The organism is Streptomyces sp. NPDC044003, from assembly GCF_056435185.1.
Map to the genome: position 1 here is coordinate 1,042,580 of NZ_JBWKFA010000003.1, position 26,403 is coordinate 1,068,982.

26 protein-coding genes and 4 pseudogenes are annotated in these 26,403 nt (G+C 69.9%); 15 read left to right on the plus strand and 15 right to left on the minus strand.

The features are described 5' to 3' along the window. Positions 1-275: 275 nt before the first annotated feature. The 3 genes from AC07AW_RS16775 to AC07AW_RS16785 all read left to right on the plus strand — a co-directional run bounded on the left by AC07AW_RS16775 (position 276) and on the right by AC07AW_RS16785 (position 3,073). Positions 276-1,751, plus strand: coding sequence for a hypothetical protein (locus AC07AW_RS16775; RefSeq protein ID WP_478816174.1), 1,476 nt, complete (start codon positions 276-278; stop codon positions 1,749-1,751). 131 nt (positions 1,752-1,882) lie between these two features. Further along, the gene (locus AC07AW_RS16780) at positions 1,883-2,416 is read left to right on the plus strand and encodes a TetR/AcrR family transcriptional regulator (protein ID WP_478816267.1); all 534 of its coding nucleotides are present in this window, start codon (positions 1,883-1,885) and stop codon (positions 2,414-2,416) included. 411 nt (positions 2,417-2,827) lie between these two features. Next, complete coding sequence (locus AC07AW_RS16785; protein ID WP_478816175.1) at positions 2,828-3,073, plus strand: hypothetical protein; 246 nt, start codon at positions 2,828-2,830, stop codon at positions 3,071-3,073. A gap of 98 nt (positions 3,074-3,171) precedes the next feature. Here AC07AW_RS16785 and AC07AW_RS16790 read toward each other — a convergent pair whose 3' ends face one another. The 3 genes and pseudogenes from AC07AW_RS16790 to AC07AW_RS16800 form a co-directional block, all read right to left on the minus strand. Then, positions 3,172-4,206, minus strand: coding sequence for a TolB-like translocation protein (locus AC07AW_RS16790; RefSeq protein WP_478816176.1), 1,035 nt, complete (start codon positions 4,204-4,206; stop codon positions 3,172-3,174). A gap of 233 nt (positions 4,207-4,439) precedes the next feature. Further along, positions 4,440-5,711, minus strand: a pseudogene (locus AC07AW_RS16795) (MFS transporter); the annotation flags it as partial. 1 nt (position 5,712) lies between these two features. Beyond that, positions 5,713-6,594: an alkaline phosphatase family protein gene (locus AC07AW_RS16800; RefSeq protein ID WP_478816177.1), complete on the minus strand. Its 882-nt coding sequence runs from the start codon at positions 6,592-6,594 to the stop codon at positions 5,713-5,715. A 285-nt stretch (positions 6,595-6,879) separates the two neighbouring features. Here AC07AW_RS16800 and AC07AW_RS16805 point away from each other — a divergent pair, with 285 nt between their 5' ends. After that, positions 6,880-7,338: a group II truncated hemoglobin gene (locus AC07AW_RS16805; RefSeq protein WP_478816178.1), complete on the plus strand. Its 459-nt coding sequence runs from the start codon at positions 6,880-6,882 to the stop codon at positions 7,336-7,338. A gap of 232 nt (positions 7,339-7,570) precedes the next feature. Here AC07AW_RS16805 and AC07AW_RS16810 read toward each other — a convergent pair whose 3' ends face one another. The 5 genes from AC07AW_RS16810 to AC07AW_RS16830 form a co-directional block, all read right to left on the minus strand. Beyond that, positions 7,571-8,464 (minus strand): AraC family transcriptional regulator, encoded by an 894-nt coding sequence (locus AC07AW_RS16810; protein WP_478816179.1) that lies wholly within the window; start codon positions 8,462-8,464, stop codon positions 7,571-7,573. 148 nt (positions 8,465-8,612) lie between these two features. Then, the gene (locus tag AC07AW_RS16815; RefSeq protein ID WP_478816180.1) at positions 8,613-8,990 is read right to left on the minus strand and encodes an FKBP-type peptidyl-prolyl cis-trans isomerase; all 378 of its coding nucleotides are present in this window, start codon (positions 8,988-8,990) and stop codon (positions 8,613-8,615) included. Between the two features lie 158 nt (positions 8,991-9,148). Further along, positions 9,149-9,658: a hypothetical protein gene (locus AC07AW_RS16820; protein ID WP_478816181.1), complete on the minus strand. Its 510-nt coding sequence runs from the start codon at positions 9,656-9,658 to the stop codon at positions 9,149-9,151. A 93-nt stretch (positions 9,659-9,751) separates the two neighbouring features. Next, positions 9,752-10,450, minus strand: a complete 699-nt coding sequence (locus AC07AW_RS16825; RefSeq protein ID WP_478816182.1) for a nucleotidyltransferase domain-containing protein — start codon at positions 10,448-10,450, stop codon at positions 9,752-9,754. 99 nt (positions 10,451-10,549) lie between these two features. Then, on the minus strand, positions 10,550-11,302 hold the full coding sequence (locus AC07AW_RS16830; RefSeq protein ID WP_478816183.1) for a class I SAM-dependent DNA methyltransferase: 753 nt from the start codon (positions 11,300-11,302) through the stop codon (positions 10,550-10,552). Between the two features lie 175 nt (positions 11,303-11,477). On the opposite strand from AC07AW_RS16830, the gene AC07AW_RS16835 reads away from it, so the two are divergent. The 8 genes and pseudogenes from AC07AW_RS16835 to AC07AW_RS16870 all read left to right on the plus strand — a co-directional run bounded on the left by AC07AW_RS16835 (position 11,478) and on the right by AC07AW_RS16870 (position 19,034). After that, positions 11,478-11,816 (plus strand): thioredoxin family protein, encoded by a 339-nt coding sequence (locus AC07AW_RS16835; RefSeq protein WP_478816184.1) that lies wholly within the window; start codon positions 11,478-11,480, stop codon positions 11,814-11,816. A gap of 97 nt (positions 11,817-11,913) precedes the next feature. Then, positions 11,914-12,129 carry a hypothetical protein gene (locus AC07AW_RS16840; protein ID WP_478816185.1) on the plus strand — a complete coding sequence of 72 codons (216 nt, stop codon included), beginning with the start codon at positions 11,914-11,916 and terminating at the stop codon, positions 12,127-12,129. A gap of 207 nt (positions 12,130-12,336) precedes the next feature. Continuing rightward, positions 12,337-13,233 carry an alpha/beta hydrolase gene (locus AC07AW_RS16845; RefSeq protein ID WP_478816186.1) on the plus strand — a complete coding sequence of 299 codons (897 nt, stop codon included), beginning with the start codon at positions 12,337-12,339 and terminating at the stop codon, positions 13,231-13,233. A gap of 22 nt (positions 13,234-13,255) precedes the next feature. Next, positions 13,256-14,524 carry a serine hydrolase domain-containing protein gene (locus AC07AW_RS16850; RefSeq protein ID WP_478816187.1) on the plus strand — a complete coding sequence of 423 codons (1,269 nt, stop codon included), beginning with the start codon at positions 13,256-13,258 and terminating at the stop codon, positions 14,522-14,524. A 337-nt stretch (positions 14,525-14,861) separates the two neighbouring features. Further along, positions 14,862-15,326 carry a carboxymuconolactone decarboxylase family protein gene (locus AC07AW_RS16855; RefSeq protein WP_478816188.1) on the plus strand — a complete coding sequence of 155 codons (465 nt, stop codon included), beginning with the start codon at positions 14,862-14,864 and terminating at the stop codon, positions 15,324-15,326. A gap of 150 nt (positions 15,327-15,476) precedes the next feature. Then, entirely contained in the window at positions 15,477-16,277 is an 801-nt protein-coding gene (locus tag AC07AW_RS16860) for a hypothetical protein (RefSeq protein WP_478816189.1), read from the plus strand. Positions 16,278-16,718: 441 nt separating this feature from the next. Next, positions 16,719-18,151, plus strand: a pseudogene (locus tag AC07AW_RS16865) (RNB domain-containing ribonuclease). A gap of 331 nt (positions 18,152-18,482) precedes the next feature. Continuing rightward, the gene (locus AC07AW_RS16870; protein WP_478816190.1) at positions 18,483-19,034 is read left to right on the plus strand and encodes a DinB family protein; all 552 of its coding nucleotides are present in this window, start codon (positions 18,483-18,485) and stop codon (positions 19,032-19,034) included. Positions 19,035-19,136: 102 nt separating this feature from the next. Here AC07AW_RS16870 and AC07AW_RS16875 read toward each other — a convergent pair. The 5 genes and pseudogenes from AC07AW_RS16875 to AC07AW_RS16895 form a co-directional block, all read right to left on the minus strand. Continuing rightward, positions 19,137-19,434 (minus strand): annotated as a pseudogene (locus AC07AW_RS16875) (transposase); the annotation flags it as partial. A 52-nt stretch (positions 19,435-19,486) separates the two neighbouring features. Next, on the minus strand, positions 19,487-19,681 hold the full coding sequence (locus tag AC07AW_RS16880; RefSeq protein WP_478816191.1) for a transposase: 195 nt from the start codon (positions 19,679-19,681) through the stop codon (positions 19,487-19,489). 83 nt (positions 19,682-19,764) lie between these two features. Continuing rightward, a pseudogene (locus AC07AW_RS16885) lies at positions 19,765-19,923 on the minus strand (IS701 family transposase); the annotation flags it as partial. A 102-nt stretch (positions 19,924-20,025) separates the two neighbouring features. Beyond that, positions 20,026-20,478, minus strand: a complete 453-nt coding sequence (locus tag AC07AW_RS16890; protein WP_478816192.1) for a hypothetical protein — start codon at positions 20,476-20,478, stop codon at positions 20,026-20,028. A gap of 406 nt (positions 20,479-20,884) precedes the next feature. Next, on the minus strand, positions 20,885-21,241 hold the full coding sequence (locus AC07AW_RS16895) for a DUF805 domain-containing protein (protein WP_478816193.1): 357 nt from the start codon (positions 21,239-21,241) through the stop codon (positions 20,885-20,887). 561 nt (positions 21,242-21,802) lie between these two features. Here AC07AW_RS16895 and AC07AW_RS16900 point away from each other — a divergent pair. Together AC07AW_RS16900 and AC07AW_RS16905 are read left to right on the plus strand one after the other, a co-directional pair. Then, positions 21,803-22,459, plus strand: coding sequence for a class I SAM-dependent methyltransferase (locus AC07AW_RS16900; protein WP_478816194.1), 657 nt, complete (start codon positions 21,803-21,805; stop codon positions 22,457-22,459). A 382-nt stretch (positions 22,460-22,841) separates the two neighbouring features. Then, a complete protein-coding gene (locus tag AC07AW_RS16905; RefSeq protein WP_478816195.1) occupies positions 22,842-23,069 on the plus strand; it encodes a hypothetical protein in 228 nt (75 codons plus the stop codon). A 343-nt stretch (positions 23,070-23,412) separates the two neighbouring features. On the opposite strand, the gene AC07AW_RS16910 is transcribed toward AC07AW_RS16905, so the two are convergent. Continuing rightward, positions 23,413-24,030 carry a hypothetical protein gene (locus AC07AW_RS16910; RefSeq protein WP_478816196.1) on the minus strand — a complete coding sequence of 206 codons (618 nt, stop codon included), beginning with the start codon at positions 24,028-24,030 and terminating at the stop codon, positions 23,413-23,415. Positions 24,031-24,371: 341 nt separating this feature from the next. Here AC07AW_RS16910 and AC07AW_RS16915 point away from each other — a divergent pair, with 341 nt between their 5' ends. Then, positions 24,372-25,025 carry a LysE family translocator gene (locus tag AC07AW_RS16915; RefSeq protein WP_478816197.1) on the plus strand — a complete coding sequence of 218 codons (654 nt, stop codon included), beginning with the start codon at positions 24,372-24,374 and terminating at the stop codon, positions 25,023-25,025. A 416-nt stretch (positions 25,026-25,441) separates the two neighbouring features. Here AC07AW_RS16915 and AC07AW_RS16920 read toward each other — a convergent pair whose 3' ends face one another. Further along, positions 25,442-26,374 carry an NADP-dependent oxidoreductase gene (locus tag AC07AW_RS16920; RefSeq protein ID WP_478816198.1) on the minus strand — a complete coding sequence of 311 codons (933 nt, stop codon included), beginning with the start codon at positions 26,372-26,374 and terminating at the stop codon, positions 25,442-25,444. Between the last annotated feature and the right edge of the window lie 29 nt (positions 26,375-26,403).

The window sequence follows — 26,403 nt, forward strand, 5'->3', positions numbered from 1 at the left end:
CGCCCGGGCGCTGTCCGGCTGAGGTCGACGACGGCGAGTTTGCCGATGTCGGGCTTGGTCGGCGACCCGATGCCAGCCCACGGGTCCGCGGTTGCTTCAAAGGGAAGGAGACCAAGCCTCCTGGGAGGTGTCCGTGTTACGTCCGGTTGCACCCCGTTGTGCGACAAGGCGTGAGGTCAGAGGGTAGATCGCTGGGTTGACGAGGGTTCCGGTACCGGTGATAGTGACGCTCGCCGCTGCGTTCGTCCGGCGTGCTGCACCAGGGGTGGGGACTCTTGAACGACAACAACGACAACAACGACAACAACGACCACATGCGTGTCGGCCCGAGAGAGCGGGTCGACGCTCTTGTCGCCGCCGGCCGTCCGGCCGAGGCGCGAGCAGCAGCGCGGCGCGCGCTCGACGCGGACGGGCCCGACGCCGGACTCCTCCTCGCGCTCGCCCGCGCGCACACGGCCGAGGACGACGACGACCACGACGACGCTGCCGAGCGGGTTTTTCGCGAGGGCCTGGACGCCTTTCCGGACGACATCGGTCTGCTCGCCGGGTACGCGGAGCTCTGCGTCCGCACCGACGCCATGGACCGACCGGGGCGGCACGCGCAGGGTCCCGTGCTCATCGCCCGTCTGCGTGAGCTCGCTCCGCACTCCCTGGAGCTGCAGCGCGCCGAGACCGCGGGGAGCTCCGTCTCTGCAGGCGCAAAGGACAGCGCCTCGGTGCGCCGGGTGCAGTCGTTCGACGCGGCCCGTGTCTTCGTCGACGCGCCCGCGCCCCAGGACGCCGCCGCCCAGGCCGGCCAGTGGGCCGCCGCAGCCCCGCGCGACCTGCGCCTCGCCGTCCTTGCCGAGACGACCGCCGCGCTCGCCGCCCCCGGCCGCCGCTGGTCGCGCCTGCTGTTGCGCCGGGGTCTCGAGTACCGCTTCGTCGTCGGTGTGGTCGTCGCTCTGCTCGTCGTCCTGCGCCTCACCGTCCTGCCGGAGGTGCCGTACGGCGTGGCGACGGGGGTGGGGCTGCTGCTGGGGCTGCCCTTCCTCGGCCTCCGCAAGCAGCTGCGGGCCGCCCGTACGCGGGCTGGCGAGCGGATGGTCGCGGCCGTGGCCGAAACCGGTCCGGAGAGCGAAGCCGACGCCGGGGGCGACGGGTTCGGGCCGCCGGAGCTGCCGCCCGTGCCTCGCGTCACCCCGCGCGAGTACGCCTTTGCCGGGGCCGGCCTCGCCCTCCTGCTGGTGGTCGGCGTCGCTGCGTACGGCTCCTCCCTCGCGTACCCCCGCTACGACATCGTCAGCCACGACACCTTCCGGGGCATGAAGGGCTTCGACCTCAGTGAGGAGTTCGATCCGTTCGGCTCCGTGCCCGACAGTGAGCAGCAGGCGTCGACGGCACGGGTGTACGTCGCCGAGGACGCCGCCCCGGATGCCGCCGCCGAGTACCTGGTGGCCGTCATGACCGGAGACTTCCACCAGCTGGGCGAGTCGTACGTGTACGACGCCAACGGACTCGTGCCCACCAACACGGACGGGGTCGGCATCATCCACGACACCTGGCGCGCCGGGGCCGGCCCGTACCAGGGCTGGATGCGCTGCCTCCGGTACACCGAGGTGGCCAGCGGCACGCTCCGGGCCATGTGCGTGTGGGCCGACAAGGGCAGCATCGGCATGGTCCTGTTCACGGCGGAGGACAAGAACCGGGAGGCGGTCGAGGAGACGGCCCGGTCCATCGGCGCCGAATTCCTCCGGCCCGTTGGGGACTGACCCTCACTGACCCCCCGGGACTGTACGTTCAGACTAGGCCGGCCGGATCATGCACGCTTCTGGATCCGGACGGTGCGCCGGCATCGCGCTCGCCCAGGTCGTACGCCGTGGCTGACCGGGCGCAGCAGATCATGGCCGCTGCCCGGGAACTGCTCGATACCGAAGGGCCGGAGGCGCTGTCGATGCGGCGCATCGCCGAGCGCGTCGGCATCCGGGCGCCTTCCCTGTACAAGCACTTCCCCGACAAGGCCGCTGTCGAGGCTGGGCTCCAGGCCCAGGGGATGACCCGGTTGGCGGAGGAGCTGGAGGCCGCCGAGGCGGAGATCGGCGTCGAACCGCCCTTGCTGGTGCTCGCCCGCGCCTACCGCCGGCACGCTCTCGCCAGTCCGCACCTCTACCGCATCACCCACAGTCGGCCGCTGGCCCGCAGCGCACTCCCCGAGGGGCTCGAAGAACGCGCAGCCACGCCGCTGGCCCACGCGGTCCACGGCGACATCGACGTCGCGCGCTCGTTCTGGGCCTTCGCGCACGGCATGGTCGTGCTCGAACTCGACGGCCGATTCCCGCCCGGCGCTGACCTGGACGCCGCATGGCGCACCGGCTGCGAGGCGTTCGCCCAGACGATCCGGAACAACCGGAACAAGGTGGCGGAAGGCATCGCATGAGCGTCATCGCCAAGGAGCCAGTCGGCGGCATCGGCGTCGCCCGCGCCGCGGGATACGTACACGCCGGGGCATGGATACTCGGGCTCGCCGCCGCATGGGGAGCCACGCCCGAAGTCGGTGACACACACGCCGCGATCACGACTGCGTACGCCGAGCGGCCGGTCCAGGCGCTGACCCAGTCGCTGCTCGTTCACGGAGTGGCAGGCGTCTGCCTTGTGGTCGTCGGATCCGGACTGCTCGACCGGGCCCGCCGTACTTACCGGCAACGCCGCGGCTCGCCTGGCCGGATGGGCCGGGAGAGTCGCGGGCGCGCTCGCGGGCCTGCAACTCGTCCTGGAACTGATCGCGATCCTGGGAGCTGATCCGGCGTCACCAGGCAGGAGCGGCACCCTGTTCGAGGTGGTCCAGCGTGTGGACGGTGTCAAGATCCTCGCGCTCGCGGTACTCGCGGCCGCTGCCTGCGCAGCCTCCCGCCGCGGCACACTGCTGCGGCCCTGGGAGGTCGTCGTCGGCTGGGCCCTCGCCGCCACGATCACAGCGTCCGGCATCGGTTACCTGCTGCTGTCCGCCACCTTGACCCCGACGGCATTCCTTTCGCTGCCCTTGCTGCTCGTCTGGATCGCCGCACTCGGCGCCGCCCTCGTGCGCCGCGCCTGAATTTTCCCCGACCCGATTTATGGGTGCGGCCGTCGTTCCGCGTACGACGATCGGGGAGGCGGCGCGTGGGCCGGACGGCGGCCGCCGGGGCCGGGGCGTCACTCCAGGAATGCCGGTGCCAGTGCCGCCGTCATCAGGCGCTTCGGGGCGCCCGAGCCGTCGGCCGGGACGGTGTAGAGGTCGGCGCCGTAGTCGCCCGGCAGGGAGTAGGAGACCGTGTGGTCGTCGAGCCAGACGGCCTGGTCGTCGACGCTGCGGGGCTCGGCCAGCGCGGTCTCCCGCAGAGTGGCGAGGTCCAGGGCGTACTCGTGCCACGGCGCGTCGGCGGGGGCGCCCGCGACGCGCTTCTTGTAGACGACCCTGGTCTCGTCGGGGGAGAGGGACGGGCATTCGACGTTCTGGTGGACAGTGGTGACGGTACGGGCTGTCAGGTCGCCGCGCACCAGGTAGGTCTGGCCTGCGGTCGCCATGGTGGCGTAGAAGTGCCGGTCGTCGCGGGAGAAGGTGACACCCCAGAAGTTGGTGTCGGCGGCGTGGTAGTCCTTGCCGTCCTTGACGACCCGGAACTCCTCCAGAGACGTGGTGAGCCGGCCTGTCGCGGTGTCCAGGACGGCGGTACGTGTGGAGAAGGTCGCGCTGGCGTACGAGTCGCCGCCGACGAACACCGTCCACGCGACCAGCCGACCCGACGGCGAGACCCGGGCGCGGGTCGGGATGCCGGGGAGCGGGTAGTGGGCCCGCTCCTTGAGCGCAGAGTCCAGGACGACCGCCCGGTAGGCGTCTTCCACCGTGCCGCGTACGGCCTGCAGGCAGATGCCGGTGCCGCCGGCCGCGTAGAAGCGCAGGCACTTCACCCCGGACGCGGTCCGCGGACCGGCGGGGGCGCCCGCCGGCACGGTGACCAGCTCGTCGCGGTGCGGGCCCCAGGCCATGTTGCGGAAGACGATCCGGCGGTCGGTGCCGGCCGTGAGCGAGACCCGCCCGGATTCGATCGCCGGGCCGCCCGCCTGCGGCCGGTCCTTCTCGGCAGCCCGGTCGGCCGCGTGCAGCAGTGACGCGGCGGCCACACCGCCGAGTACGGCGAGCGCAGCGAGCAGGACGAGCAGTTTGCCGCGCAGGGTGAGCGGGGTCATGCGGGCCTATCCTCCGAAGCCGTGTCCGTGTCCGTGTCCGTGGTCGTGGCCGAAGCCGTGTCCGCGTCCGTCGTGCCCGTGTCCGGGTCCGGGTCCGGACCCGTGGCCGTGGTCGTGGTCGTCGCGGTGGGCGAGGGCTCACCCATGCCCGGGGTCGTACCCTTCCCCTTCCCCGTGGCCGTGGCCGTACCCGGCGTCGTACCCCCGCCCGGGATCGCGTCCGCCCCCGTCCCCGGCGTCGCGCCCTCGGCCGCGGGCCGCAGTGCGAACGCCGCCGTCGCGCACACCGCGAGCGCGGCCGTCGCCGCGCCGACCGCCCAGCGGTCTCCCCACGCGGTCCACGCCGCGCCGAAGGCGATCGAGCAGGCGAACCGGGCGAGCGCCTGGCCCGTCTGGATCAACGCGAGTCCGGAAGACCGCAGTTCGGGCGGTACGAATCCGGCCGCCGCGGCCATCAGTACGCCGTCCGTCGCCGCGTAGAAGCCGCCGTGCAGGGCGAGGACCAGCCAGGGGAGCGCCGGGCTCTGCCAGCCGCTGAGCAGGGCCCCGTACACGAGCAGCAGGGCGACGTGGCCGCCGAGGAACACCCGCCAGCGGCCGACCCGGTCGGCCAGCCGCCCCAGCGGGACGGCGAGCAGCAGGAAGGCGGCGGCGGTGCCGATCGGCAGCAGCGCGAACCAGCGGTCGGCGACGCCGAGCCGCCGCTGCAGCAGCAGATAGACGAAGGAGTCGCTGACCGTCGCGAGCCCCAACAGCAGGGCGCACAGGGCGAGTCGGCGTACATCGGGCACGCGGAGCAGGGCCAGCGCGGCCTTGAGGGAGGCGCGCGGCGCGCCGTCGGACGCCGGGGCCGCCAGGGGGCGAGGGCGTGAGGGTACGAAGAGCAGCAGGACGAGCACGCCGACCGCGGCCACGCAGAAGCTGACCGTGAACACCGCGTCGTAGCCGTCCACTGTCTGACGGAGAATCAGAAAGGCGACGAGCGGGCCGATCAGAGCCCCCGCGGTGTCCATCGCCCGGTGCACTCCGAAGGCCCGGCCGCGTGACTCCTGCGGCGACGCCAGCGAGATCAGCGCGTCGCGCGGCGCGGTCCGCAAACCCTTGCCGGTGCGGTCCGCGGCGAGCACGGCGCCGATCAGCGGCAGCGAGCCGGCCACCAGAAGCAGGGGCTTGCACAGCGCGGAGAGCCCGTAGCCGAGCGCCGCGACCGTCTTGTGCCGGCCGCCGCGGTCCGCGAGATGGCCGCCGACGAGCCGTACGAGCGCGCTGAAACCGTTGTACACCCCGTCGAGCAGGCCGAAGCCGAGCGGCGAGAGGCCGAGCCCCGCGACCAGGTAGAGCGGCAGCACCGCCGTGACCATCTCCGAGGACACGTCCGTGACGAGGCTGACCGTGCCGAGCGCGAGCACGGTGGGTGCGACGGCGGTGCGCCGCCCGGGACCGAGGTCCCGGGCGGCGGCCGTCGCGGCCGTCGCGGGGGTGCTGCGACTGTCCGCTACGTACACGTCAGGGCGTCCAGATGCCGGTGATCGGGGTCGCGTTGGCGGCCTGGCCGGCGTGCGTGGTGCCGTGCATGTCCTCGATCGTGCGCAGCAGGTTGTAGTGGTTGTACGTGGTCGCGGACGTCGAGCCCGGGACCACCTGCTGGCCGTAGAGGACGGTCGCGATCTTGTTGCCGGCGAGCCGGTTGTCCTCGTCGAAGGTCACGACGAGCAGGCTGTTGTGGGTCTTCGCCCAGGTGGCGTAGGCGCCCAGGTTGTTCTTCAACCAGGTGTCACCGGTGCTGACGGAGCAGTCGTGCATGTCGCTGCACAGGTTCGGGACCACGAAGGACACCTGCGGCAGCGTGGTGTAGTCGGTCGGGAACTGCGCGAAGGTGTACGCCGACGAGGTCGGGACGTTCGAGAAGCCGAACCACGGGTTGTGCTTGCGCGCGTACTTGCCGCTGCTGCACGTGGTCGAACCCTGGCTGGGGAGCGTCTCGTTGTAGCTCTTCCAGGTCTTGCCCGCGGCGATCAGCTCGGAGGCCAGGTTGGGCGCGGACGAGAAGCCGGGCGTGTAGCAGCTGTCGTCCGTGATGCCCTGGGTGGAGCCGGAGAACAGCGCGAAGTAGTTGGGCTGGCTGGGGTGGGTCTCGGCGTACGACTGGGTGAGGTTGGCGCCGCCGGCCTTCAGCGAGTTGATGTACGGGGCGCTGGAGCTGCCGATGATCTGGTTGTACGCGTGGTTCTCGAAGACCACGACGACCACGTGGTCGGGGGTGGGGACGGTCGCTGCGGCCTGGGCCTGCGACGTGCCGCCGAATCCGGCCCACAGGCCGATCGACGCGGCCGCGAGACCGAGGGCGGACAGAAGGGCGGTGCGGCGTTTTCTGGGCGCGCCGGACACGACTACCTCCGGTTGAGGGTATTGACTACGGGAGCGGTGCAACCGGCAGGCTAGAAGTGGGCATGTCAACCTGGAAGGTCTTCCGCGTGAAGACCCGGCAAACGTTTGCCGCCATGACACGGACACACGCGCCTGCCTCCTCGCCGCCCTCCGTTCTCCCCGGTTGCCCTCTCCACCAGTGTCCGTCCGTCCGGCCCCAGCCGCACAGCGAGAGTGAACATGCCCGGATCCGGGCTGTGTTGTGTGAAGGTGGGAGGACACAACCTGGATCACTGGAGGGCTTCCATGAGTGCCGAGCACGCGAACACTCTGTACGAGGCTGTGGGCGGTGCCGACGCGCTGCGCCGGCTCTCCGGGACGTTCTACGAGGCCGTCCTGGCGGACCCGCTCCTCGCGCCCGTCTTCGCCGACTTCACCGCCACCCATGTGGAGCATGTGGCCGTGTGGCTGGCGGAGGTGTTCTCGGGACCGGCGGAGTTCACGGCGGAGCTCGGCGGGCACCAGGCCCTGCTCCGTGCCCATCTCGGGCTCGGCATCACGGAGGAACAGCGGCTGCGCTGGATGGAGCTGATGACGGCGGCCGTGGAGAAGGAGCTGCCGGACGACGCCCTGCTGCGTCGCCGGGTGGTGGAGTACTTCGACTGGGGCACGCGGATCGCCAAGGACGTCTCGGCCTCGGCCCCGGGGACGGACCTCGGCGAGCCCGGGCCCACCCCACGCTGGGGCTGGGACGGCCTCGCCTGACCCGGCACGGCTCGGCGCTGGGGCTGGGACGGCCTCGCTTGACCCGGCACGGCTCGGCGCTGGGGCTGGGACGGCCTCGCCTGACCCGGCACGGGACGGCTAGCCGCTAGGACGGCCTTGCCTGACCCGCCACGAGACCCGGAGCCCCCGGGTTCCGGCGTCCGTGCTCTTGCTGGTGCTTGTGCTCCTGGTGGCGCCTTCCGGGCGGAAGGCGCCACCAGGAGCCGGTAGGTCAGGCCTCGGCGTCGCCGCTGATCCGCTCGACCGGGATCCACAGCTGGGAATCGGTCTCAGTGCCGATCTCCACCGGCTGCGTCCGAAGCAGCTCCGGACCGGGACGGCTCGCGTACGGGTTGGAGGGGAACCACTGGGTGAACACGTCCCGCCACAGCTCCTGGAGGGCGCTGGGATAGGGGCCGTGGTTGTCGAAGACCGCCCACGTCCCGGCCGGAACGTCGAGGGCGTCGAGCTCCTCCGCGGCGGCCTCCGTGCCGGCGACCACACCGATCCAGTAGTCCACCTCGGCGCCCTCCTCCCGACTGTCGGTCAGGTGCACCACCGCGGACAGGACCCCGTTCGGATCCCCGTCGGCCAGCTCCTTCATCCGTACGATCGCCTGCTCGTCCAGGCTCTCCACATGTGCCGCGGCCGCCGCGTTGACGCCCTCGTGCACGAGCGGGACCCGCGCTTTCCTGCCGACGACCCGAAACGCTTCCTTCTCGACGATCCGGTACCGCATGGTCGTACTCCCTTCGACGACGACACGGAAGGACATGCGCGGCTGCGCCGTGAGCGCCGCACCCGTGCGCCGGGCCTCGCCCGGCCCGATGCCGTGCACCGACCGGAACGCCCGGGCGAACGCCTCGCCCGAGCCGTACCCGTACCGCACGGCCACGTCGAGCAGCGTCCGCTCCCCGCCCAGCACCTCGGCCCCGGCGAGCGTCATGCGCCGGCGCCGTACGTACATGGAGAGCGGCATCCCCGCGAGCGCCGAGAACAGGCGCCGGAAGTGGTACTCCGACGTCATGGCGATCCGGGCGGCTGCGGCGACGTCGACCTCCCGGTCCGCCTCCGCTTCGAGGCAGCGCTCGATGTGGTCGAGCGCCTGGTTGAGCTGCTCCAGCACGGGTGCGTGTCCTTCCTTCTGATGTCTTCACCGTAGGAATCACCACCCTTCCAGGGCCCGATGATCTGTGCCCGGAACGATCGGGTGACCAGCGACTGCGTCACCACGGGCACCCTCCGTACGAGCACCCCGCCTACGACGGCCCGCCTCAGACCACCGAGAGCAGGTCCACCACGAAGACGAGCGTCGATCCTGCCGGGATCAACGGCGAGGGGGACTGCTTGCCGTAGCCGAGGCGCGGGGGAACGATGATCTCGCGCCGGCCGCCGACCTTCATCCCCCTGATGCCCCGGTCCCATCCCTTGATGACCCTGCCGCCGCCCACGGCGAACTTGAACGGCTGGCCCCGGTCCCAGGAGGCGTCGAACTCCTTTCCGGACGCGAAGGTGACCCCGACGTAGTGAACCTGGACAACCCTGCCCGGCTTCGCCTCGGGCCCGTCCCCGACGACCAGGTCGCGGATGGTCAGCTCGGTGGGAGCGTCACCCTCCGGAAGCTCGATCTCGGGCTTGGTCAGTTCACTCATGGAAGCCTCGTTACTCTCCGCCGGAAGCCCTCGTACGGGCCGGCCGGGCGCATGGTCGCTCCATGCGGCAGGTGATCACGCTACCGAGAACGCTGAACGCTGATCCCGATGAGTGCATCAAACCCGACGGAGCACGGCGCTCGGCGTGACCGGGCGTGCTACGCCTCCGGTGTCACCATGGAGAGGCCCGAGCTGACCGGGTGCTCGTCGTTGAGGAGGATGAGCCGGTTCCGTGCCCAGGTGTCGAGCCGGCCGCACGCCCAGACGGGGTCGTACGCGGCGGTGGGCAGCTGGGGTACGCGTGTGCGGCCGGTTTCGTCGAGCCGGTACGGGACGTCGAAGGCTGTGTTCCAGCCGTCCAGGTCCGCGGCGAAGCGCTCTTCCGCTTCCGCCGCGCCGATCCCCAGATACTGGCCGATCTCCGCCCAGGAGCTGCCCCGCTCCCGTTCGTAGGTCACGGCCGAGACCAACGCGCGCTCCGCGAGTTCGATGAGCTGGAATGCCTGGCTGACCCGGCCCCCGGGGCCGGAGTCGAGGTCGTTCCCGGTCGCGACCAGTCCCGCCGCGCCATCGGCGACGTCCGCGGCGTGATCGCACAGGACCAGGCGTGCCAGCGCCTGGCGGGTGAATCGGGCACGGTCGGCGTCGTAAGGGGTCGTCTCAGTCACCCGCACAGCGTCCCAGTCCGGGCCCGCAGGGATCACCCCGATTTCCGCCGGGGCCCCGGACGGCCGGCGATCGCCTCATCGCGAAGCGATCGGTCATCGGATGGCGTACCCGTCCCACAGCGGGCCGCCCGCCAGGTCCAGTACCTGTGTCACGGCCGCGGTGAAACCCGTCGTGTCCCCGGCGATCGCCTGCGGGGCGGCTTCGGACAACGCGCGGTGCGTCGCCGGCTCGGCCTCGGCCAGGCGACGTGACAGCCACTTGCCCGCACCGAGCCAATGCCCGCCGATGAGCAGAACCAGTTCCGAGGCACGCTGGAGGATGTGTGAGACCAGGTACACCCGCTCCGCGGTGTCCGTGCAGCCATACAGGTCATCGAGCAGGTCGGTCAGGATGTACCGCTCGTAGTCACGCTCATGGTCCGACAGCGGCGGCGGGCCCGCGGCCCGGCGCTTGCGAGCCTCAGCCTGGAGCGAGGCGCCCAGCCCGTCGGTGTCCACCAGGAGCATGCCGTCAGCACACATGGCGAGCAGGGGCGATCTCCGCTTCGCGGTCTCCTGGTCGACGAAGCTGTGCCATGCGGCCTCCGTCTGTACGAACAGCTCCACCGGCCAGCCGCGGTACTCGAGGTTCTCCCGGTACGGCGCGGGCGGCCCGTCCAGGAGGACCACCAGGTCCAGATCGGATGTGGGCGTCCGGCGGTCGGTCAGCACGCTGCCGGCAAGGAAGGCCGCCCGGGCGGTGGGGAATCGGTCCCGCACGAGTTCGCGGGCGGTGAGGACGGGGTTGTTCATGATCGCAGCGTACGTGCCGCGTGGGTCTCGCGGGAGGGCTGGTGCACAGGGTACGGCTGCGTACGGCTCCGGCGGCCGCCTGCGCATCCGCTGCCGGACTCAGGCCGGCTTGCGCCACACGGAGATGTGCTTCGCGGAGTCCTGGGTGAACGGCGCCCCGTCCCAGTCCGCCACGCGACGTTCCAGCTCGAGACCAGCGATCCGTGCCATCAGGTCGAGCTCCGCCGGCCAGGCGTACCGGTGCCGGGAGGCGTCGCGGCGGTAGCGGCCGTCGCCACCCTCGCCGTCGTCCTCGCGGGTGAGGTGATGCGAGACGAGAATCTGCTCGACGAGGTCGAAGGTGTCGAAGCCGAGATGCCGCTCGGAGACGTCGAACGGCACCGCGACCTGACCGGGCGGCAGGAACCGGAGGGGCGGCACGCCCAGCTCGATGACGAATCGGCCGCCGGGCTCCAGATGACGTGCGGCGTTGCGGAAGCACTCGACCTGCTCGTCCTGCGTGAGCAGGTTCGTGATCGTGTTGTAGACGAGATAGACGAGGGCGAACCGGCCGGGGACGAAGGTGGTGGCCATGTCCCCGATGGCGACCGGGAGAGTCTCCTCGTCGACCTTGCGCCGCAGCACCGCCGCCATGTGCTCGGACAGCTCGATGCCCACGACCGGCACGCCGCGTTCCCGGAGCGGGACACCCACTCGTCCGGTCCCGATGGCGAACTCCAGTGCCCGGCCGTCTCCGGCAAGGTCGGCGAGGAACGCGAGGGTCGGTCCGAGGACGGCGGCCGAGGACATCTCGGTCTCCTCGGCGTCGTAGCGGTCGGCGGTCGCACGGGTCCACAGTTCACTGCTCGTCACGGGCGGCCACTCTGCCGGGTGCCGACGGGTCTGTCGACGGATTTACTTCCACCGCTTCCGGCCACACTCACGGTGCCGTTCGAGGCTGCACGGGCGCCTGCTCCGGTCGCACCCAGGCTCGTCCAGCGGGGGAAGATGGGGACGTAGACGACGGAACGCGAGATCAGGAGCTTCCATGGCGAAGCGGTTTCACCAACCCCGTGAGGACGCGGAGTTCGATTTCATCCTCCGGATGAGCAGGGTCCCGGTCCTCGCGTACTTCACCGGGACATGGCCGAAGGCGATCGAACCCTGTCGGGCGATGGACCTCGTCGTGGGTGGCATCGCCGAGGAATACACGGGCCGCCTGGCGGTCGTCCGCACCGACATCACGCGCTGTCCGGCCGCAACCAAGCGATACGAGGTCACCGGAGCCCCGTCCTACGTGCTGCTGAAGGAGGGAGAGACGGTGGCGCACGGCGCGGGGCCCATGACCGTCACCGAGGTACGGGAGTTCCTCGAGGGCCACCTCTGAGCGGCCGCCGCGGCACGCGGGCGAACCGGCCTGAAGACCTGCAGGTCCTTCGAGCGGCAGAGCCCGGCCGGCACGTACGTACAGGGGAACCGTCACTGTGCTTGCTGCTTCGAGGGTCGGTGAGGGGGCCGTACGTTTCGAGATCGCCGCCTCGGTGAAGCTGGGCCCGGCCGTGACCGAGTGCACCGTGGTGCGGGCCGCGAACACGGTGGTGAACGTCAGCAAACTGTCGATCGCCGGCCGCGACGTACGTGCCTTCCCGCCCGCGCTCATCAGCGAGCAGGTCACCCGCCTTCAGCAAGCGCAAGGCTGACTGCGCCCCGCCCCGCGGGGACGGCACCAACGGGGGCTCGGCGCCCCGCCTGCGCGGGGATAGCCCCTACAGGCCGACGACCTGAGGAGGGGCTCGGCCCTCTCGTACAGGGGACGGACGGGTGCGCGCCGGGTGGCGCGCGATCGGGCCGGTTTGCGCGACGGATGGCGGATGATTCGCCGACGGGCGGCCGCCAGGATGGCCGTCATGGATCCCGAACTCCAAGCATTCGTCCCCCTGTTCCCCAAGGCGGACCTGACCGACCCGGTCGCCGAACGCAAGCAGTACGCCGAGCTGGCCGCCGCCCGGCCCGCCCCGGACACCACGGACCTCCAGGTCGAGGACCGCGTGGTGCCCGCCGATCCCGACGTGCCGGTGCGGATCTACCGTCCGCGCGCGGCGAGCGGCGCGGTCATCTGGCTCCACGGCGGCGGATACGTCGTCGGCGACGTGGACACCGAGCACGCCTGGGCCGCCCGGGTGGCTCAGGGGTCCGGCGCGGTGGTGATCTCCGTGGGCTACCGGACGGCCCCCGAGGACCCGTTCCCCGCCGCGTTGGACGACGTGTACGCGGTGCTGCTCTGGGCCGCCGGACACGCCGCCGAACTCGGATTCGACCCCGAACGGCTCGCGGTCGCCGGGCACAGCGCGGGCGGAGGTCTCGCGGCGGCCGTCGCCCTGCGGGCACGGGACGAGCAGGGCCCGCGGATCTGTTTCCAGCTGCTCAACGAGGCTCAGCTCGACGACCGCCAGGAGACCTGGTCGCAGCGGAACTTCACGGAGACGCCGTGGGTCACGCGGGACATCGCCACCCAGTCGTGGCGCCACTACCTGGGCTCGGCGACCGCGACGCCGTACGCGGCGGTCGGGCGGGCGGAGGACCTGTCGGGCCTGCCGCCGGCCTACGTCGCCACGGCGGAGTACGACCCGAACCGCGACGACGACATCGCGTACGCGCTGCGGCTCCTGCAGGCGGGGGTGTCGGTGGAACTGCACCAGTGGCCGGGCACCTTCCACGGCTCGCAGGCGATTCTCTCCGCCGAGGTCTCGCAGCGACAGATGGCGGCGATCGCGGACGCGCTGCGGCGCGCGCTGACCGACTGATGAGGAAGAAGGGACGACAGTCATGAAGATCCGAAGGGCCTTGTGCGGGGGCATCGCCGCGCTGACACTCGGGGCGGGAACGTTGGCGGCGGCTCCGCCGCAGAGCATCGCGGACGAGGCGGCTCTGCAGCAGAGCATCGCTGACGAGGCGGCTCTGCTGCAGAGCACCGCGGACGAGACGGCTCCGCCGCACACCACCTCGGCCGAGGCGGCGGGCTTGCGGTCCGCCCTGGCGGGCGTCCATGAGGCGGGCGTGCCAGGAGTGTTCGCGGAGGTGCGGGACTCCGGTCGGACATGGCGCGGTGCGTCGGGGGTCGCGGATGCGGCCACCGGCCGCCCGGTCACCCCGGACATGCTGCAACGCGTGGGCAGCATCACCAAGACCCTCACGGCAGCGGCGATCCTGCAGCAGACGGAACAGGGCAGGATCCGCCTCGACGCACCGATAGCCGACTACCTCCCCGACCTGGTCCCCGGCGAACGCGGCCGGAAGATCACGGTCCGCATGCTGCTGAACCACACCAGCGGCATCCCCGACCACATCCGGTACGCCTTCCCGTCGCTCCAGGTGCCCTCGCCCAAGAGCCTGGACGACAACCGGTTCCGGCAGTTCAGCCGGGCCGAGCTGATCGAACTGGGCGTGTCGGCACCACCGGTGGCCGAGCCGGGCACCGTGCCCGGGGTGTACTCGAACACCAACTACCTCATCCTGTGCGAGCTGTTGGAGAAGGTGACCGGTGAGCGGGCCGAGGACTACATCACGAGGAACGTGATCCTGCGGGCGGGCCTGAAGCACACCTACTTCCCGACGGGTACGCAGATCAAGGGACCGCACGCCCGGATGTACGAGTCGCTGTGGGGCCTGATCGACCCGCCGCGTGACTACAGCGTCTACAACATGTCGTGGGTGGCCGGCACGGCCGACCTGGTGTCCACCATGAACGACCTCAACCGGTTCTTCGGCAAACTGCTGGACGGACGGATCGTGAGCCGCGCGTCGCTGAAGGAGATGCAGCGCACGACTCCCGTGATCGAACTGGACGGCTCGACGTCCGCCTACGGCCTGGGGCTGGAGAAGGTCGACATCCCGGGCTGCGGCACCTTCTGGGGCAACACGGGGACCGTCTGGGGCGCCGGAACGATGTCCTGGACCCGCTCCGACGGCGGCCGTCAGATGTCGATGGCGCTCAACCTGATGAGGTGGAGCAAGCCGGACGGGCAGGGGAATCCGCAGCCTCATCCGATCGACGGCGCGCTGAAGGAGTGGCAGCAGGAGGCGATGTGCGGGTGACGGCGACACCTGCTCGTACCCTCGGACCGTCCGGCATGTGAGGACGAGGCCCGCTCGGATCCGACACCCCGGGCGGGCCCACTCGTACGACAGTGAGACCACCCGGCTGACGAGCATCGAGGGGACGGCTGCGGGATGAGCGACGCCTCACCAAGCCCGGCAAGAACCGCGCCCACCTGTTGCCCCGGCGGCAGAACTTTCTCCTCGGAGGCTGTCACGTTCCCGTCGGCCGTTCCGTCAGTGCTGTGAAGACGCCGGCGAGAGCGCCGGTGCCACGGATCGACCGGACGATGGAGAACCCGCTATGTCGAACAATGCTGCTGCTTCGATCTCCCGCATGCCGAACCCGGGCGAGTTCGTGCCCGAGCTGGCCGATGTCAGTGCCGCGCTCTTCCGCGCGACCGGTAACCAGTCCGTCCCGCGTACGACCATCAACCTGGTGCATCTGCGGGCGGGACAGATCGTGCACAACACGTACCTGACCGTGCTGAACACGAGCTTCCTGCGGAAGACGGGGGAGTCGGAGGAGCGGATCACCGCGGTCGCGTCCTGGCAGGACGCCCCGTACTTCACCCCGGCTGAGCGGGCGGCTCTCGCGCTGGTGGAGGCGACGCTGCAGCCCGCCCCGCACGGACGTGAGCGTGTGACGGACGAGGTGTACGCGGAGGCGGCCCGGCACTACGACCAGAAGGCGCTGGCCACGCTGACCATCGCGATCGGGCAGATCAACTTCTTCATCGCCCTGGCGGTGATCGGCAAGCCCCAGCCGGTCGAGTCCCTCGCCGCCCAGCAGTGGGACTGACCACTGTGTGAGGGCGTGGACCGCTTCTCGGTGGCCGGCTCGCCGCTTCCTGAGCTGCGCCTCGCCTCCCGGTGACGTACACGGAGGTGCTCGGGAGGCGGCACGCTACCGCTCGCGGGAGGGCCGGTTCGGGCCTGGGAGTATGAGCGCATGTCCGAGGAGCCGAACCTGCTGTCAACCCTGTGGCCGCTCGCGCCGTCCGGGGCGGCCGAGTGGCTGCTGGAGCTGTGCGGCGACGGCATCACCGGTTTCATGCCACCGGCGATGCCCGACGCGGTGTGGGTGCTGAACGCCATGTACGAGCATGAGCAGGGGCCGGCGGATGTGTCGTACCACGAGTACCGCCGGGCACGTCTGGCAGACGGAAGCGCCTCGCCCCGTGTCGTCGCGGGCATCGACCTCGATGCCGTGGGTGTCGTCACGGGTGGACGGCTGGGCCGTGCCGAGCATCCGGGCCCCGGCTGGCTACGGCTCCGCTGGGCCGAGCTTGCCGGGAGGACCGGCGACCCGGTCGTGCCCGACGGGTTGATGCCCTCCTACCGTTGCTTTCCCTCGGCCAAGAAGGAGGGCAGCTGGCCGCTCGGCATGGTCGCGCCGACCGAGGGGAGCCTGGACCGCGAGACCTGGAACCGGCTGATCGCCGTCCTCACCCAGTACAGCCCGGCAGGCCCGGGAACCCGCTGCCTGGCCTACTACAACCCGCTGATGCTCGGAGCGACCGACTTCGACCGTCCGCACGTGCGTGCGGGACGGCTCGGCGACGCCGAGTTCCTCTACGACCACTCCGAGGCCGACTTCAGCCCGTCCAACCTCTGGGCCGATGACCGCTCCTGGGTCCTGTGCACCGACTACGACCTGTGGGCCACAAAGGTCGCCGGGCCCCCGGCCCTCATCGAGGCGTTGCTGAACGACGTAGAAATCGAGGCGGTGCGACTGCCCTGGGCGCACTGACGGAGACCTGCTCCCCCGCTCCGGGGGAGCGGGCCTGTTCGCACGGGGATGGTTCGCGCATGCCTGAGGGGCGCCTGCCATCGCGCTGACCAGAACTTTTCCGCTTACTGGGCGACTGGTGCACTGCTGGCGTAGGAATATGTCGAACCAGCGGTCGCGAAACGGTTTCGCTCGTCGCCGATCTCGGCCAGGACCCGGGCCCTGGTACTCCAGGAAGCGCCGGGGGCCGCCGGTCCCGACGCCCCGACTGAGGCGGACGGCAACTGCGTACTGCCCTATGCAGCCCGACGTAGCCACGAGACCAGGCCCGGCCATCTCACCCCAGCCCCATGCCCGCCCGACACCCTCGGTCGTCCCCACCTCCCCCGCCCGGACCCTCTCACAGCGCCGCAGCGTGGTCGCCGCCCTCCGCTCGGGACATGCGACGCCCCCCAGATGCGCATGTCCCGCGAGGCCCAGGACGCCCTGCTCCAGGCAATGCAGCAGCTCCGGGCAGAGCTGAAGGCCTCCGCGGAATTTCCCGCGCATGTGCTCGAAGCGGCGGAGGCAGCCAAAGCCGGGCTCCGGCTGCCCGACAAGGACGCCTCCCATCTGCCGTTGTTCACCATCGAACCGCCGACGTCGAAGGACTTCGACCAGGCCATGTTCCTGGAGCGGCGGCCCGGCGGCGGGTAGCGCGTGCACTACGCCATCGCCGACGTGGCGGCCTTCGTCAAAGCGGGGAGCCCGCTGGACGCCGAGGCCCACGACAGGATCGAGACGTTGTACTTCCCTGACCTCAAGGTGCCCCTGCACCCGCCCTCGATCTCCGAGGGCCCGGCCAGCCTGCTCCCGGACCAGGTCGTCCCCGCCCTGCTGTGGCAGCACGACCTCGACGCTGACGGCAACGTGACCGACTCGACCGTGAGCGGGCCAAGGTCCGCAGCCGGGCCAAGCTCAACTACCAGGGTGTCCAGCAGGACATCGACGCCGGCACGGCGGAGGCGTCCGTCGCCCGGCTGCGCGAGATCGGCACGCTGCGGGAGGCCGTCGAGGCCGCGCGCGGCGGGATCTCGGTGAACCTGCCGGACCAGGAGGTCGTCACCCTGGACGACGGAACGTTCCGACTGCGCTACGTGGCGATACTGCCCGTGGAGTGCTGGAACGAGCAGATCTCCCTCATGACCGGAATGGCCGCGGCCCAGATCATGCTGGACAGCGGTACGGGGATCCTGCGGACCCAGCCGGAGCAGACCGACCAGCAGGTGGTCCAGCGCGTGCACGACATCGCGAAGCTCCTGGGCATCGACTGGAAGCCCGGCGTCTCGTACGCCGCGCCGGTCAACTCCCTCAACCCGGCTGACCAGAAGCACATGGCCTTCCTCAGCGAGGCCACGGCCATGTTGCTCAAGGCGAAGTACACCACCTTCCGTGACCGCCACATCCCTGAGCACACAGGCCACGCGGCGTTCGTGGCCCCGTACGCCAACTGCACGGCCCCGCTGCGGCGCCTGATCGACCGGTACACCGGGGAGCTGTGCGTGGCCGCGTGCGCCGACCAGGCCCCGCCGAACTGGGTGCTCGACGCCTTGAACTGCCTGCCGTGCGACATGGCGCGGGGGAAGGGGAGAGTGGCGGACCGGCGCACGGTGGACCTGGTGGAGGCCGCGGTGCTGAAGAACCGGGTGGGCGAGGTCTTCGGCGGCACGGTTGTCAACACCGACGCAGAGGACGGCAAGCCCAAGGAGGGCACGGTGCACTTGGCGGAACCCGCTGTGATGGGCAGGATCACGTCCGGCGCCGATCTCAACCTGGGCGCGAGCGTCCGGGCCAAGCTCATCCGGGCCGACCCCCTCTTCTCCACCAAGCACAAGATCCTCTTCAACACGGTGTAGTGACCCGTCGCCTCACGCGGCCCCGCGGTCACGAGGCGAGCATTGCAGCGCCGAGGGCCGCCAAGCCCTCGGCGCGGAAGCAGTACGGTCATGCCCGTGGCGGCCACGCCCAGCGACTCCCATTGGAAGGCCCAGGGCTACAAGAACGACACAAGCGAAGCGCCCGCCCACGAACACGGCCCGCCTCCCGTGCCGCGCCGACGTTGTTTCGGTGCGGCGTTACCGAAGAGGCTTACAGCCTGTCCGGCGGATCTTGTGGTTCTGGGTGATCGGTTCGTTGCGGTTCACCCGTCGGCGGCACTGTCAGCTTCGTTCGCTAAGGTCTGCGGCCATGACTGAGAGCACAACAGAAGCTTGGCCGGAACCTCCTCTCGCCGGCACCGAGGCAGCAGCCGTCCTCGGCGCCCTCGAACGGCAGCGGGCCACTCTGGCCTGGAAGTGCTCCGGCCTGGACGCCGCCGGGCTTCGCGCCACACTCGGCACGTCCACCGTCACTCTGGGCGGCCTCCTCAAGCACCTGGCGCACGTAGAGGACAGCCACTTCGCCCGGCTGTGGCTCGGCTCCCCCGTCGGGGCTCCCTGGGACAGCGTCGACTGGGACCGCACCCCCGACTGGGACTACCGTTCCGCTGCGCAGGACACCCCCGAGCAACTGCGCGCTCTCTGGCAGGAATCAGTCGCCCGCTCCCGTGCCATCGTCGACAAGGCGCTCAGCACTGGCGGGCTGGACCAGCTGGGCGCCTACACCACCCGTAGCGGCGAACGCCCCAACCTCCGCCGCATCCTCCTTGACCTCATCGAGGAGTACGCCCGCCACGCCGGTCACGCCGACCTCATCCGTGAATCCGTCGACGGGCTCACAGGCGAGGACCCGCCGAGGTGAACTGAAGTACGCCGTGGAGGAATGGTCGGCCTTCATCATGCTCACCCGATCCCGCACTCGACCGCATGACGCTCGCCATAGTCGACCGGATCGACGGCGCGGCGGCCGGCCGCCGCGGGAGCCGAGCTTCTGGCGGTTGCGTGCCTGGTCGGCCTTGTCCGGGATGGTGCAGCGGATCCCGCGGCGGCGCAGGTAGGCTCGGTTCCTGCGGGAGGCGTACGTCATGTCGGCCCGCACCCGATCGGGACGAACGCGTGGCCGGCCTGGCCCGATGCGGGGCACGCGGACCTTCCCCAGCACGGGCTCGAACTGCGGCGAGTCCCCGCGCTGTCCGGCCGTCACTACGACCGACATGGGCTTTCTGTCCCTGCTCGACGGCCAGGTGCAGCTTGCTGGAGACGGGTGAGGATCCGCTGCTAGGTGCCGTTCCGCTGCCACCGGCGGAACAGGTCTTAGACCCGGCCCCACGGCCCGTACTCTGCGGGCACGTCCCGCCACGGAACACCGGTCCGGACCCGGAACCGGAGCCGTATGCCGTCGATCAACCGCCGCCGAGGCCGGGCTGGCGGCCGCCACGCCCTCGTGCTCCTCGGCAACAACGGCTCCAACACCACCCGCTGCTCGTCCGTGACATCTCCCCGCCCCATGAACCGAGATCATTCATCGCTCAAGATCCACTTTCGATGCACGGCCTAGTACCCCAGCCGTAGATCCGGCGGCAGAAGTACACGAGGAGGTGCTGCATGCCGTCCGGAGTGGCGTCGCCCACGTGCTCGGCCAGGGTCCAGCAGTTCTTCCGCGGCAGGTCCGACAGCAGCCCGGAGACCAACTGCCGCGCCCGGCGGCGGGGTTCAACCTGGGAGAAACGGCCCGCGATCCGGCTCGTCAGAGCCTCGAATGCCTCCTGCCAGTGGGCAGGCACTACGCTCGCGTCCGAGGTCGCCGCGTGATCATTGATTGTTCACACAACACCTCATGGTCAACAGCGGCCTCACCGGCTTGGACGCCACCGGAACCAGTAGTCCAGGCCTTCGACCCGGTAACGGGCTCCGGCGTCGAACCGCACCTCGCCCACCAGCCGCCTCACGTGGTCAGGAACCCGCGGGTACGGCGCCAGCAGCAGGGCCAGCTCGTCGTAGCGGGCGTCAACCCCGCCCTGGCCGGGATGGGTCTCCCGCCCCACCGTCCCCGCCTCACAGCGCGCGTTCCACCGTGCGAAGATCGCCCACTGTTCGCGCTCCAACTCCACTGCCGCGTTGCTCGCGGGCCAGACGATGTACTCGTCGGCTTCGTCAGCGTCATCCCAGTCGTTGCTCTGGAAGTAGTGAGGCTGGCCGTCGACATCTGCGAGGCCGGCGCGCGGTCCGCTGTACCACTCCAGCTCGACGTGCACGCGCTCAAAGCCGTCCGCGATGAGCTGCACTTCGTCCCTGGTCTCAACCACAGACGCAGGCTACCGACGAGCGACCATGCCCGAGGCGGCGGTCGGGGCCGGCAGTTCGCTCAGCAGCGCTTCCCCCACGGCATGAACGGTGTCATCTGCTGTCATCTGCCGCCGGTGTGGACTCCTCCGCCACGTCGAGCATGGCGTAGAGGCCACCTGACCTCAGCGCTGTGTCGAGACGAGAGCCGAGAGGCCGGATCACCGAGCCGGGTACTGACAACAGCCTCTACTGAATTCGCGCCACGGTACCGGGGGAGCGGCTCTGCACTCGCAAGGGTTGGTCCCTGCGCGGTCCTGTGAACTTCGGCGGTGCGCCCCGCCGCCCATCGCTCCGTGTGGGCTCTCTCCCCGCGCCGAAACCCGAGGAAAGGGGACCTTCGGGGTTGCGGCGCGGGGACGCGGACCGTCAGTAGGCCGCGGCGGCCTTCGGGTTCGGGCCGTAGGCGTTCGGGCGCTGTTCGCCCTCGCTGGCGAGGAAAACGATCAGGATGATGCAGCCGACCAGGGGAATCAGGCCGAAGAGGATGAACCAGCCGGAGCGGCCGGTGTCGTGCAGGCGGCGGACGGTCACGCCCAGGTGTGGCAGGAGCACGGCCAGGAAGTAGATCGGGTACAGCAGCGGGAAGGTGCCGATCGCGAGGTCGATCGTCGCGACGACGATCACCGCGACGATGTTGAACAGGAAGAACATCCAGTGCTCCTTGCGGCGCGCACGGCCACTGAACACTAAGTACTTCTTGAGAACTTCGAGGTACCAGTTCACTTTTCCCCTAATGGCTAGGTCTTGCGAGCGGGAGTCTGGCTCCCTGTGGGGCAAGCTTTGCGCAGGATCGATCAGATTGCTTTCGCTTCTGAGAATCCCGGTGGGGTCGTCTCGCGTACCCACGAGGCCGTGATCTGTGTTCCGGTCGCTGTGTTGCGACCACGGCTGCTCTGGTCTGTGCGATCACGCGCCTGTCGATGAGCAGTTCAAGGGCATCGTGGCCGTGTTCGTGTTCGTGTGCGAGGAGAGCGGCGAACCGTTCGTCGTGGACGGGTGCGGTGAGGGGACGAGTTCGCCGCCGTGGCCGTTGCTCTCGGCAGTGGACCAGCAGTCGGCGGAGATGTAGGTCCAGCTGTCGCCGGCTGGTCGATCTGCTCCCCGCTTGTGAGGGGATGGCCGCGGCGGCTGGACTCGGCAAGGGCTCTGGCCCCGGCCACTGTTGCTCCCCGTGTTCGTGGGGATGGTCGTCCGTGCTCGGGTCGCTGGAGTCACTGTGTTGTGCCGGGCGTGGTGAGTGTTGCCGGGGTGTGCATGCCGCGGGGACTTTGATGGACTGGGGCCGTGAAGATCTTGTCACCGCGTGTACTACGTGCCCTTGAACGGTTCAATGCCACTTATCCCTGGGATCACAACGCCCACTACCACCGCTGGATCCTGCGGCAGTTGCCCCGGCGATTCCACCATGCCCTGGATGTCGGTTCCGGCAGTGGCGATCTTGCAAGGCTCTTGGCCGGACGGGCCGACGCTGTACGGGCCGTCGATTCCGATCCGCTGATCACCGCGCAGGCCCGAAAGCTGACCCCTTCGGCGCTTCCCGTCACTCTCATCGTCGCGGATGCGACGGCCGAGTTTCCCGCCGGCTTGTACGACGTGATCACGTGCGTCGCCACGATCCATCACCTGCCGTTCGCCCAGACGCTGGCCCGTTGCCGCCGTCATCTGGCGCCGGGAGGGACCCTGGTGATCGTCGGCCTGTCCCGCGCCCAGACGCCGGTGGACCACCTGCTCGGCGCCATCGCCATCCCGGCGAATGCCGTCATGGGCTGGTTGAAGAACAAGGGCCGTCCCTCACGGCGGCCCGTTTCCATGATGGCTGCCACTCGCTCAGCGGACATGTCCTTTGGCGACATCGTCCGTGAAGCCGGGGAGGTCCTTCCTGGCGCACGCTTGCGACGACGGCTGTTCTGGCGCTATACGCTTGTATGGAAGCAGTCTTGAGTAGCCGGTGACGGAGCAGGATCTTCATGGGGTCGGCCGTTCTGGCCTGGTGTCCGCTGCCGCGGGTGCGGAGGGTTCCGGAGGTGGCGGGGTGTCACAAATCCCGGCTGTGCCTGAGGAGTTGTCGCGTGGGGATCGGCCTGGCTTGTCGGGGAGCCCCATTCAAGCCGTTCGAGACGGGGTGAGGTCGACGCGCGCTAGGGGGAGATCGGACTGCCCCTGCCGTCTTCCTTCCGGTCCTTCCTGGAGGCGACGTACGGGGAGACTCGCCTCGGACATTTGAGGTCTCACTCAGCGCCGTCTTCCGATCGCCCGCAACGGCGCCGGCGACACTCTCCTCCCGGACCGGAACTCGTCCACCCACGGAAAGCTGTATGCCTTCGTGAGGGGCACCCCTTTCCCCGGATACCTGCCTGAGGGGGCCTTCTACCAAGCGGCTGACGACGTCGACGCCTACTTCGACACTCCTGTCGTCGACCCGCACCTCGCGGAGGACGCTGGGGCCGACAGCCTCGAGAGTGACCCCACCGACCCCTGGCGGCGGACCGTCGAGGAATGGCTGGACAAAGAGCTGACGACCTTGCGCACCGAACTGTGGGCAGCCACCTGAGCGGACACGCGACCCACTTTGATCAAGGTTCCATCAGGCGCGGCTGTACGTGCCTCCGGTTCGCCGCCTGCTGCGCGTACGGGCTCCGCCGGGGACGGGGGAGCGGGCCTGATCGCGCGGTCGCGCGGGGATGGCCGGGGTTCCGGTCGCTTTGGCCGCTGAGTCGTGTGAGGTCTGGTGAGTGTTGCCGGTCCACGGGCCATGCCTACGACGTACCGGCAGGAACGGCCGCAGCCGTTCCCACTCTGCATTACTCAGTTCGCCCCGCCTCGCGTCCACCTGAAGCGAAGCGTGGCCGGAGGAGTCACGTGATCGACCTGGAGTGGCTGGGGCCGATCGGTGATCAATCCTGGGGTGGGCCGATGACGGACTGACCGATCTGCTCTGCCAACCAGGAGGCGTGCCGTTCCTCGGACCCGTCGCGATTCCTGCGGCGCACGTGGACGAGCACGGTGTGGTCATCGGAGCGCTGGTCGAGGCCTTGGGTTCGGCAGTTGAACAGCAAAGAGACCCGGGCGTTGTTGGCTTCGCCGTGGATGTCACGGTCTGGTACATCGGGCCAGATCAAGCTGGACCACCAGATCTCGCCGATGTTCGTGCCCACCACGGCAGCGAAGTGCTCCTCGATGCTGCCCACGGGCCGGTATTCCATCGACGCCCAGAGCGGTAGGTGAGAGGAGAGGAAGTCCGGATCGCTGGAAAGCTCGGGCGCGTGGACTCCACCGTGCAAACCCGTCGGGTCGGAAGGATCCCGCGCCCAGTCCTCGACATCCTCTTTCCGGAACCAGGCATCCGGCAGCACCTCGCGTATCCGCAACACTTCCGGGACGGTGCACAGCTCGACGTCCACTGACACCTCCGCGTACTGCCGGTCACCCACTGCCACAAGCTCACGCGCCACGCGCAGAGCCAGTGACCGGTCGGTGGTGCGGAAGATCGGGTACGCGATGGGGTTGGACATGCGAGCACCTTGCCACGGCCGACAGCGGACGAAGATCTATTTCCTGTGGAGGCCCCATCAGGATCGCTCTAGCCATATGGCCGCTCGACGGGGCCTGCTCCTCACCCGTACGGGAGACATCTGTCCCAGGGCCGAGCACTGCTCCCCGTGCCGGCAGGCCACCGTGTTGTCGTACGCTCCGCGCGGGAGGACATCCTGAAGGCGGATGTGTCGGTGCGCGTGATGCGGCGAGGCGAGTGGTGCTGACGGAGCGTACCGAAGGCCCACGTATCAGTCCTGCTGATGCGCAGTGAAGCAGACCGCATTGGACGTGATCGCGGCAGCGGCTTCAGGATGGCCGCATGACCGTTTCCTCTTCCATAGCCTCCTTCGCCGTAGTGGCAGGCATGCTCACCATCATGCCGGGACTGGACACCGCTCTGGTGCTGCGCTCCGCCATCACCCTGGGCAGGCGCCGGGCCTTCGCGACCGCGCTGGGGATCCTGTCCGGCGTGCTCGTGTGGGGCGTGGTAGCTGCGGCCGGTGCCTCGGCGGTGCTCACGGCATCCCACCTGCTGTACGACGCAATGCGGGTGGCCGGTGCCGGGTACCTGGCGTGGCTGGGTATCAGCATGCTGCGCCGGACGATCAAGGAGCGCGGCCGGCCCGGTTCGGGGGATGCGGCGGACGGAGTGGGAGCCACGACCGCGGAGGCGACGTGGGCACGGTCCTGGGCGCGCGGGCTGGGGACCAGCCTGCTGAACCCGAAGAACGGCGTGTTCTACATGGCGATGCTGCCTCAGTTCATCCCGAGCGAAGCCCCGCATCTGCTGATGGGAGTCGTCCTGGCGGTTGTGCATGACCTGGAGGGGCTGGTCTGGTTCAGCGCGCTGATATTCGGCACCCAGCTCGTCCGCCGGTGGTTGAACCGCGGCTCGGTGCAGCGGGTCATCGACGCGATCACCGGCACGCTACTCGTCGGCTTCGGCATCAAGCTGGCGCTCGGGGACAACTGACCCCTGAGACGGACCAGCTGGAACGGTGGACAGTCCCCGGGCGGAATGACTCTGCCCAGGGCCTCGAGCCGGGTGTTCCCGCCAAGCGTGCTGCCGGCGGGAGCAAAGGCCAACCGGACTCTTACGTGACCTGCTGGTAGCCCGCTTCGAGGCGGAGGCGACGCTGTGGTTGCCGGTGTTGTCGACTCGAAGCGGACCGTGAGAACTCCGGCCCGACGGAGCACCTCGGAGAGTGCGCCGTCATCCACACGGTGGACCTGGCCAGCCCGCCATGAAACCCCCGCGCCCGGCTCTGCCACGGGTTCTTCCTTCGGCGGCCGGGGCCGTGATCCGCAACCCCGCCCCCGCCGCCCGGCCAACACACCAGGACGCTCCCAGGGCGAGAAGCTCGATGTTCAAGCTCTGGCCGGTGGGGCTCAGGGAGTGAGGACGACCTTGCCACGGATCTGCCCGGCTTCGCTGCGGTGATGAACGTCGGCGAGGTCGGCCAGTGGACGTGAATCGCTGATGTCGATGTCGAGTACCTGCGCGTCGACGAGTTTCGCGAGTGCTTCGAGATGCGCGACATCGTTGCGGGCGACCATGTGCATCGCGCTGACGCCGGCGCCGGCAGACGGTTCTATCGGGGTCGCGATCGACACGATCCTCCCGCCCCGCCGCACCACAGGTGCCAGAGCAACGGCATCCGGCGGAAGCAGCGGGACCAGATTCAGCAGCGCGTCCACCGGGCCGTCGAGTGCGGCACCCATCGGCCCGGCGGTGTAGTCGATCACTCGGTCCGCCCCCTGCCGCAGGACCGCCGCGGTGCTCCGAGGACTGGCCGTGGCGATCACCTCGGCTCCGGCGTACTTGGCAAGCTGCGTCACGAAGCCTCCTACGCCGCCACCCGCACCATTGACCAACACCCGCTGACCAGCGGCCACTTTCCCGTGCTCGAACACCGCCTGCCAGGCCGTCAGGCCTGCCACAGGAAGGGCGCCGGCGGTCGCGAGTGGGATGGAGCTCGGCGCGGCGACGAGCACGGCGGTGGGTGCGCGGACGTACTCGGCAGCCGCACCCCCGCCGTCGAGCCGCCCGATGACCCGGTCGCCGACGGCGAAGCCCTCCGCTCCCGGGCCGATCTCGGCGACGGTTCCGGCGACGTCCCAGCCGAGCGTGTAGGGCAGGTCCAGAGGGAAGAAGGCGCGCAGCAGCCCGGCGCGCAGAGCGGCCTCGGTGGGATTGAACGAAGTCGCGGCGACACGGACAAGCACTTCGCCGAAGGCGGGTTGCGGACGGGGAACGGAGTCGTAGCGGATCACGGAGGTATCGCCGTACTCGTGGATGCGAGCGGCCTTCATCATCGTCATGCCGGCGAATCTACGGACCGACATGCAGA

What these genes read in the sequence shown, in the direction of transcription:
- AC07AW_RS16780 (WP_478816267.1), top strand. Translation starts at nt 1,883, where the DNA reads ATGGCCGCTGCCCGGGAACTGCTCGATACCGAAGGGCCGGAGGCGCTG.
- AC07AW_RS16790 (WP_478816176.1), bottom strand. Translation starts at nt 4,206, where the DNA reads ATGACCCCGCTCACCCTGCGCGGCAAACTGCTCGTCCTGCTCGCTGCG.
- AC07AW_RS16805 (WP_478816178.1), top strand. Translation starts at nt 6,880, where the DNA reads ATGAGTGCCGAGCACGCGAACACTCTGTACGAGGCTGTGGGCGGTGCC.
- AC07AW_RS16815 (WP_478816180.1), bottom strand. Translation starts at nt 8,990, where the DNA reads ATGAGTGAACTGACCAAGCCCGAGATCGAGCTTCCGGAGGGTGACGCT.
- AC07AW_RS16825 (WP_478816182.1), bottom strand. Translation starts at nt 10,450, where the DNA reads ATGAACAACCCCGTCCTCACCGCCCGCGAACTCGTGCGGGACCGATTC.
- AC07AW_RS16835 (WP_478816184.1), top strand. Translation starts at nt 11,478, where the DNA reads ATGGCGAAGCGGTTTCACCAACCCCGTGAGGACGCGGAGTTCGATTTC.
- AC07AW_RS16845 (WP_478816186.1), top strand. Translation starts at nt 12,337, where the DNA reads ATGGATCCCGAACTCCAAGCATTCGTCCCCCTGTTCCCCAAGGCGGAC.
- AC07AW_RS16850 (WP_478816187.1), top strand. Translation starts at nt 13,256, where the DNA reads ATGAAGATCCGAAGGGCCTTGTGCGGGGGCATCGCCGCGCTGACACTC.
- AC07AW_RS16855 (WP_478816188.1), top strand. Translation starts at nt 14,862, where the DNA reads ATGCCGAACCCGGGCGAGTTCGTGCCCGAGCTGGCCGATGTCAGTGCC.
- AC07AW_RS16860 (WP_478816189.1), top strand. Translation starts at nt 15,477, where the DNA reads ATGTCCGAGGAGCCGAACCTGCTGTCAACCCTGTGGCCGCTCGCGCCG.
- AC07AW_RS16870 (WP_478816190.1), top strand. Translation starts at nt 18,483, where the DNA reads ATGACTGAGAGCACAACAGAAGCTTGGCCGGAACCTCCTCTCGCCGGC.
- AC07AW_RS16880 (WP_478816191.1), bottom strand. Translation starts at nt 19,681, where the DNA reads ATGGGGCGGGGAGATGTCACGGACGAGCAGCGGGTGGTGTTGGAGCCG.
- AC07AW_RS16910 (WP_478816196.1), bottom strand. Translation starts at nt 24,030, where the DNA reads ATGTCCAACCCCATCGCGTACCCGATCTTCCGCACCACCGACCGGTCA.
- AC07AW_RS16915 (WP_478816197.1), top strand. Translation starts at nt 24,372, where the DNA reads ATGACCGTTTCCTCTTCCATAGCCTCCTTCGCCGTAGTGGCAGGCATG.
- AC07AW_RS16920 (WP_478816198.1), bottom strand. Translation starts at nt 26,374, where the DNA reads ATGACGATGATGAAGGCCGCTCGCATCCACGAGTACGGCGATACCTCC.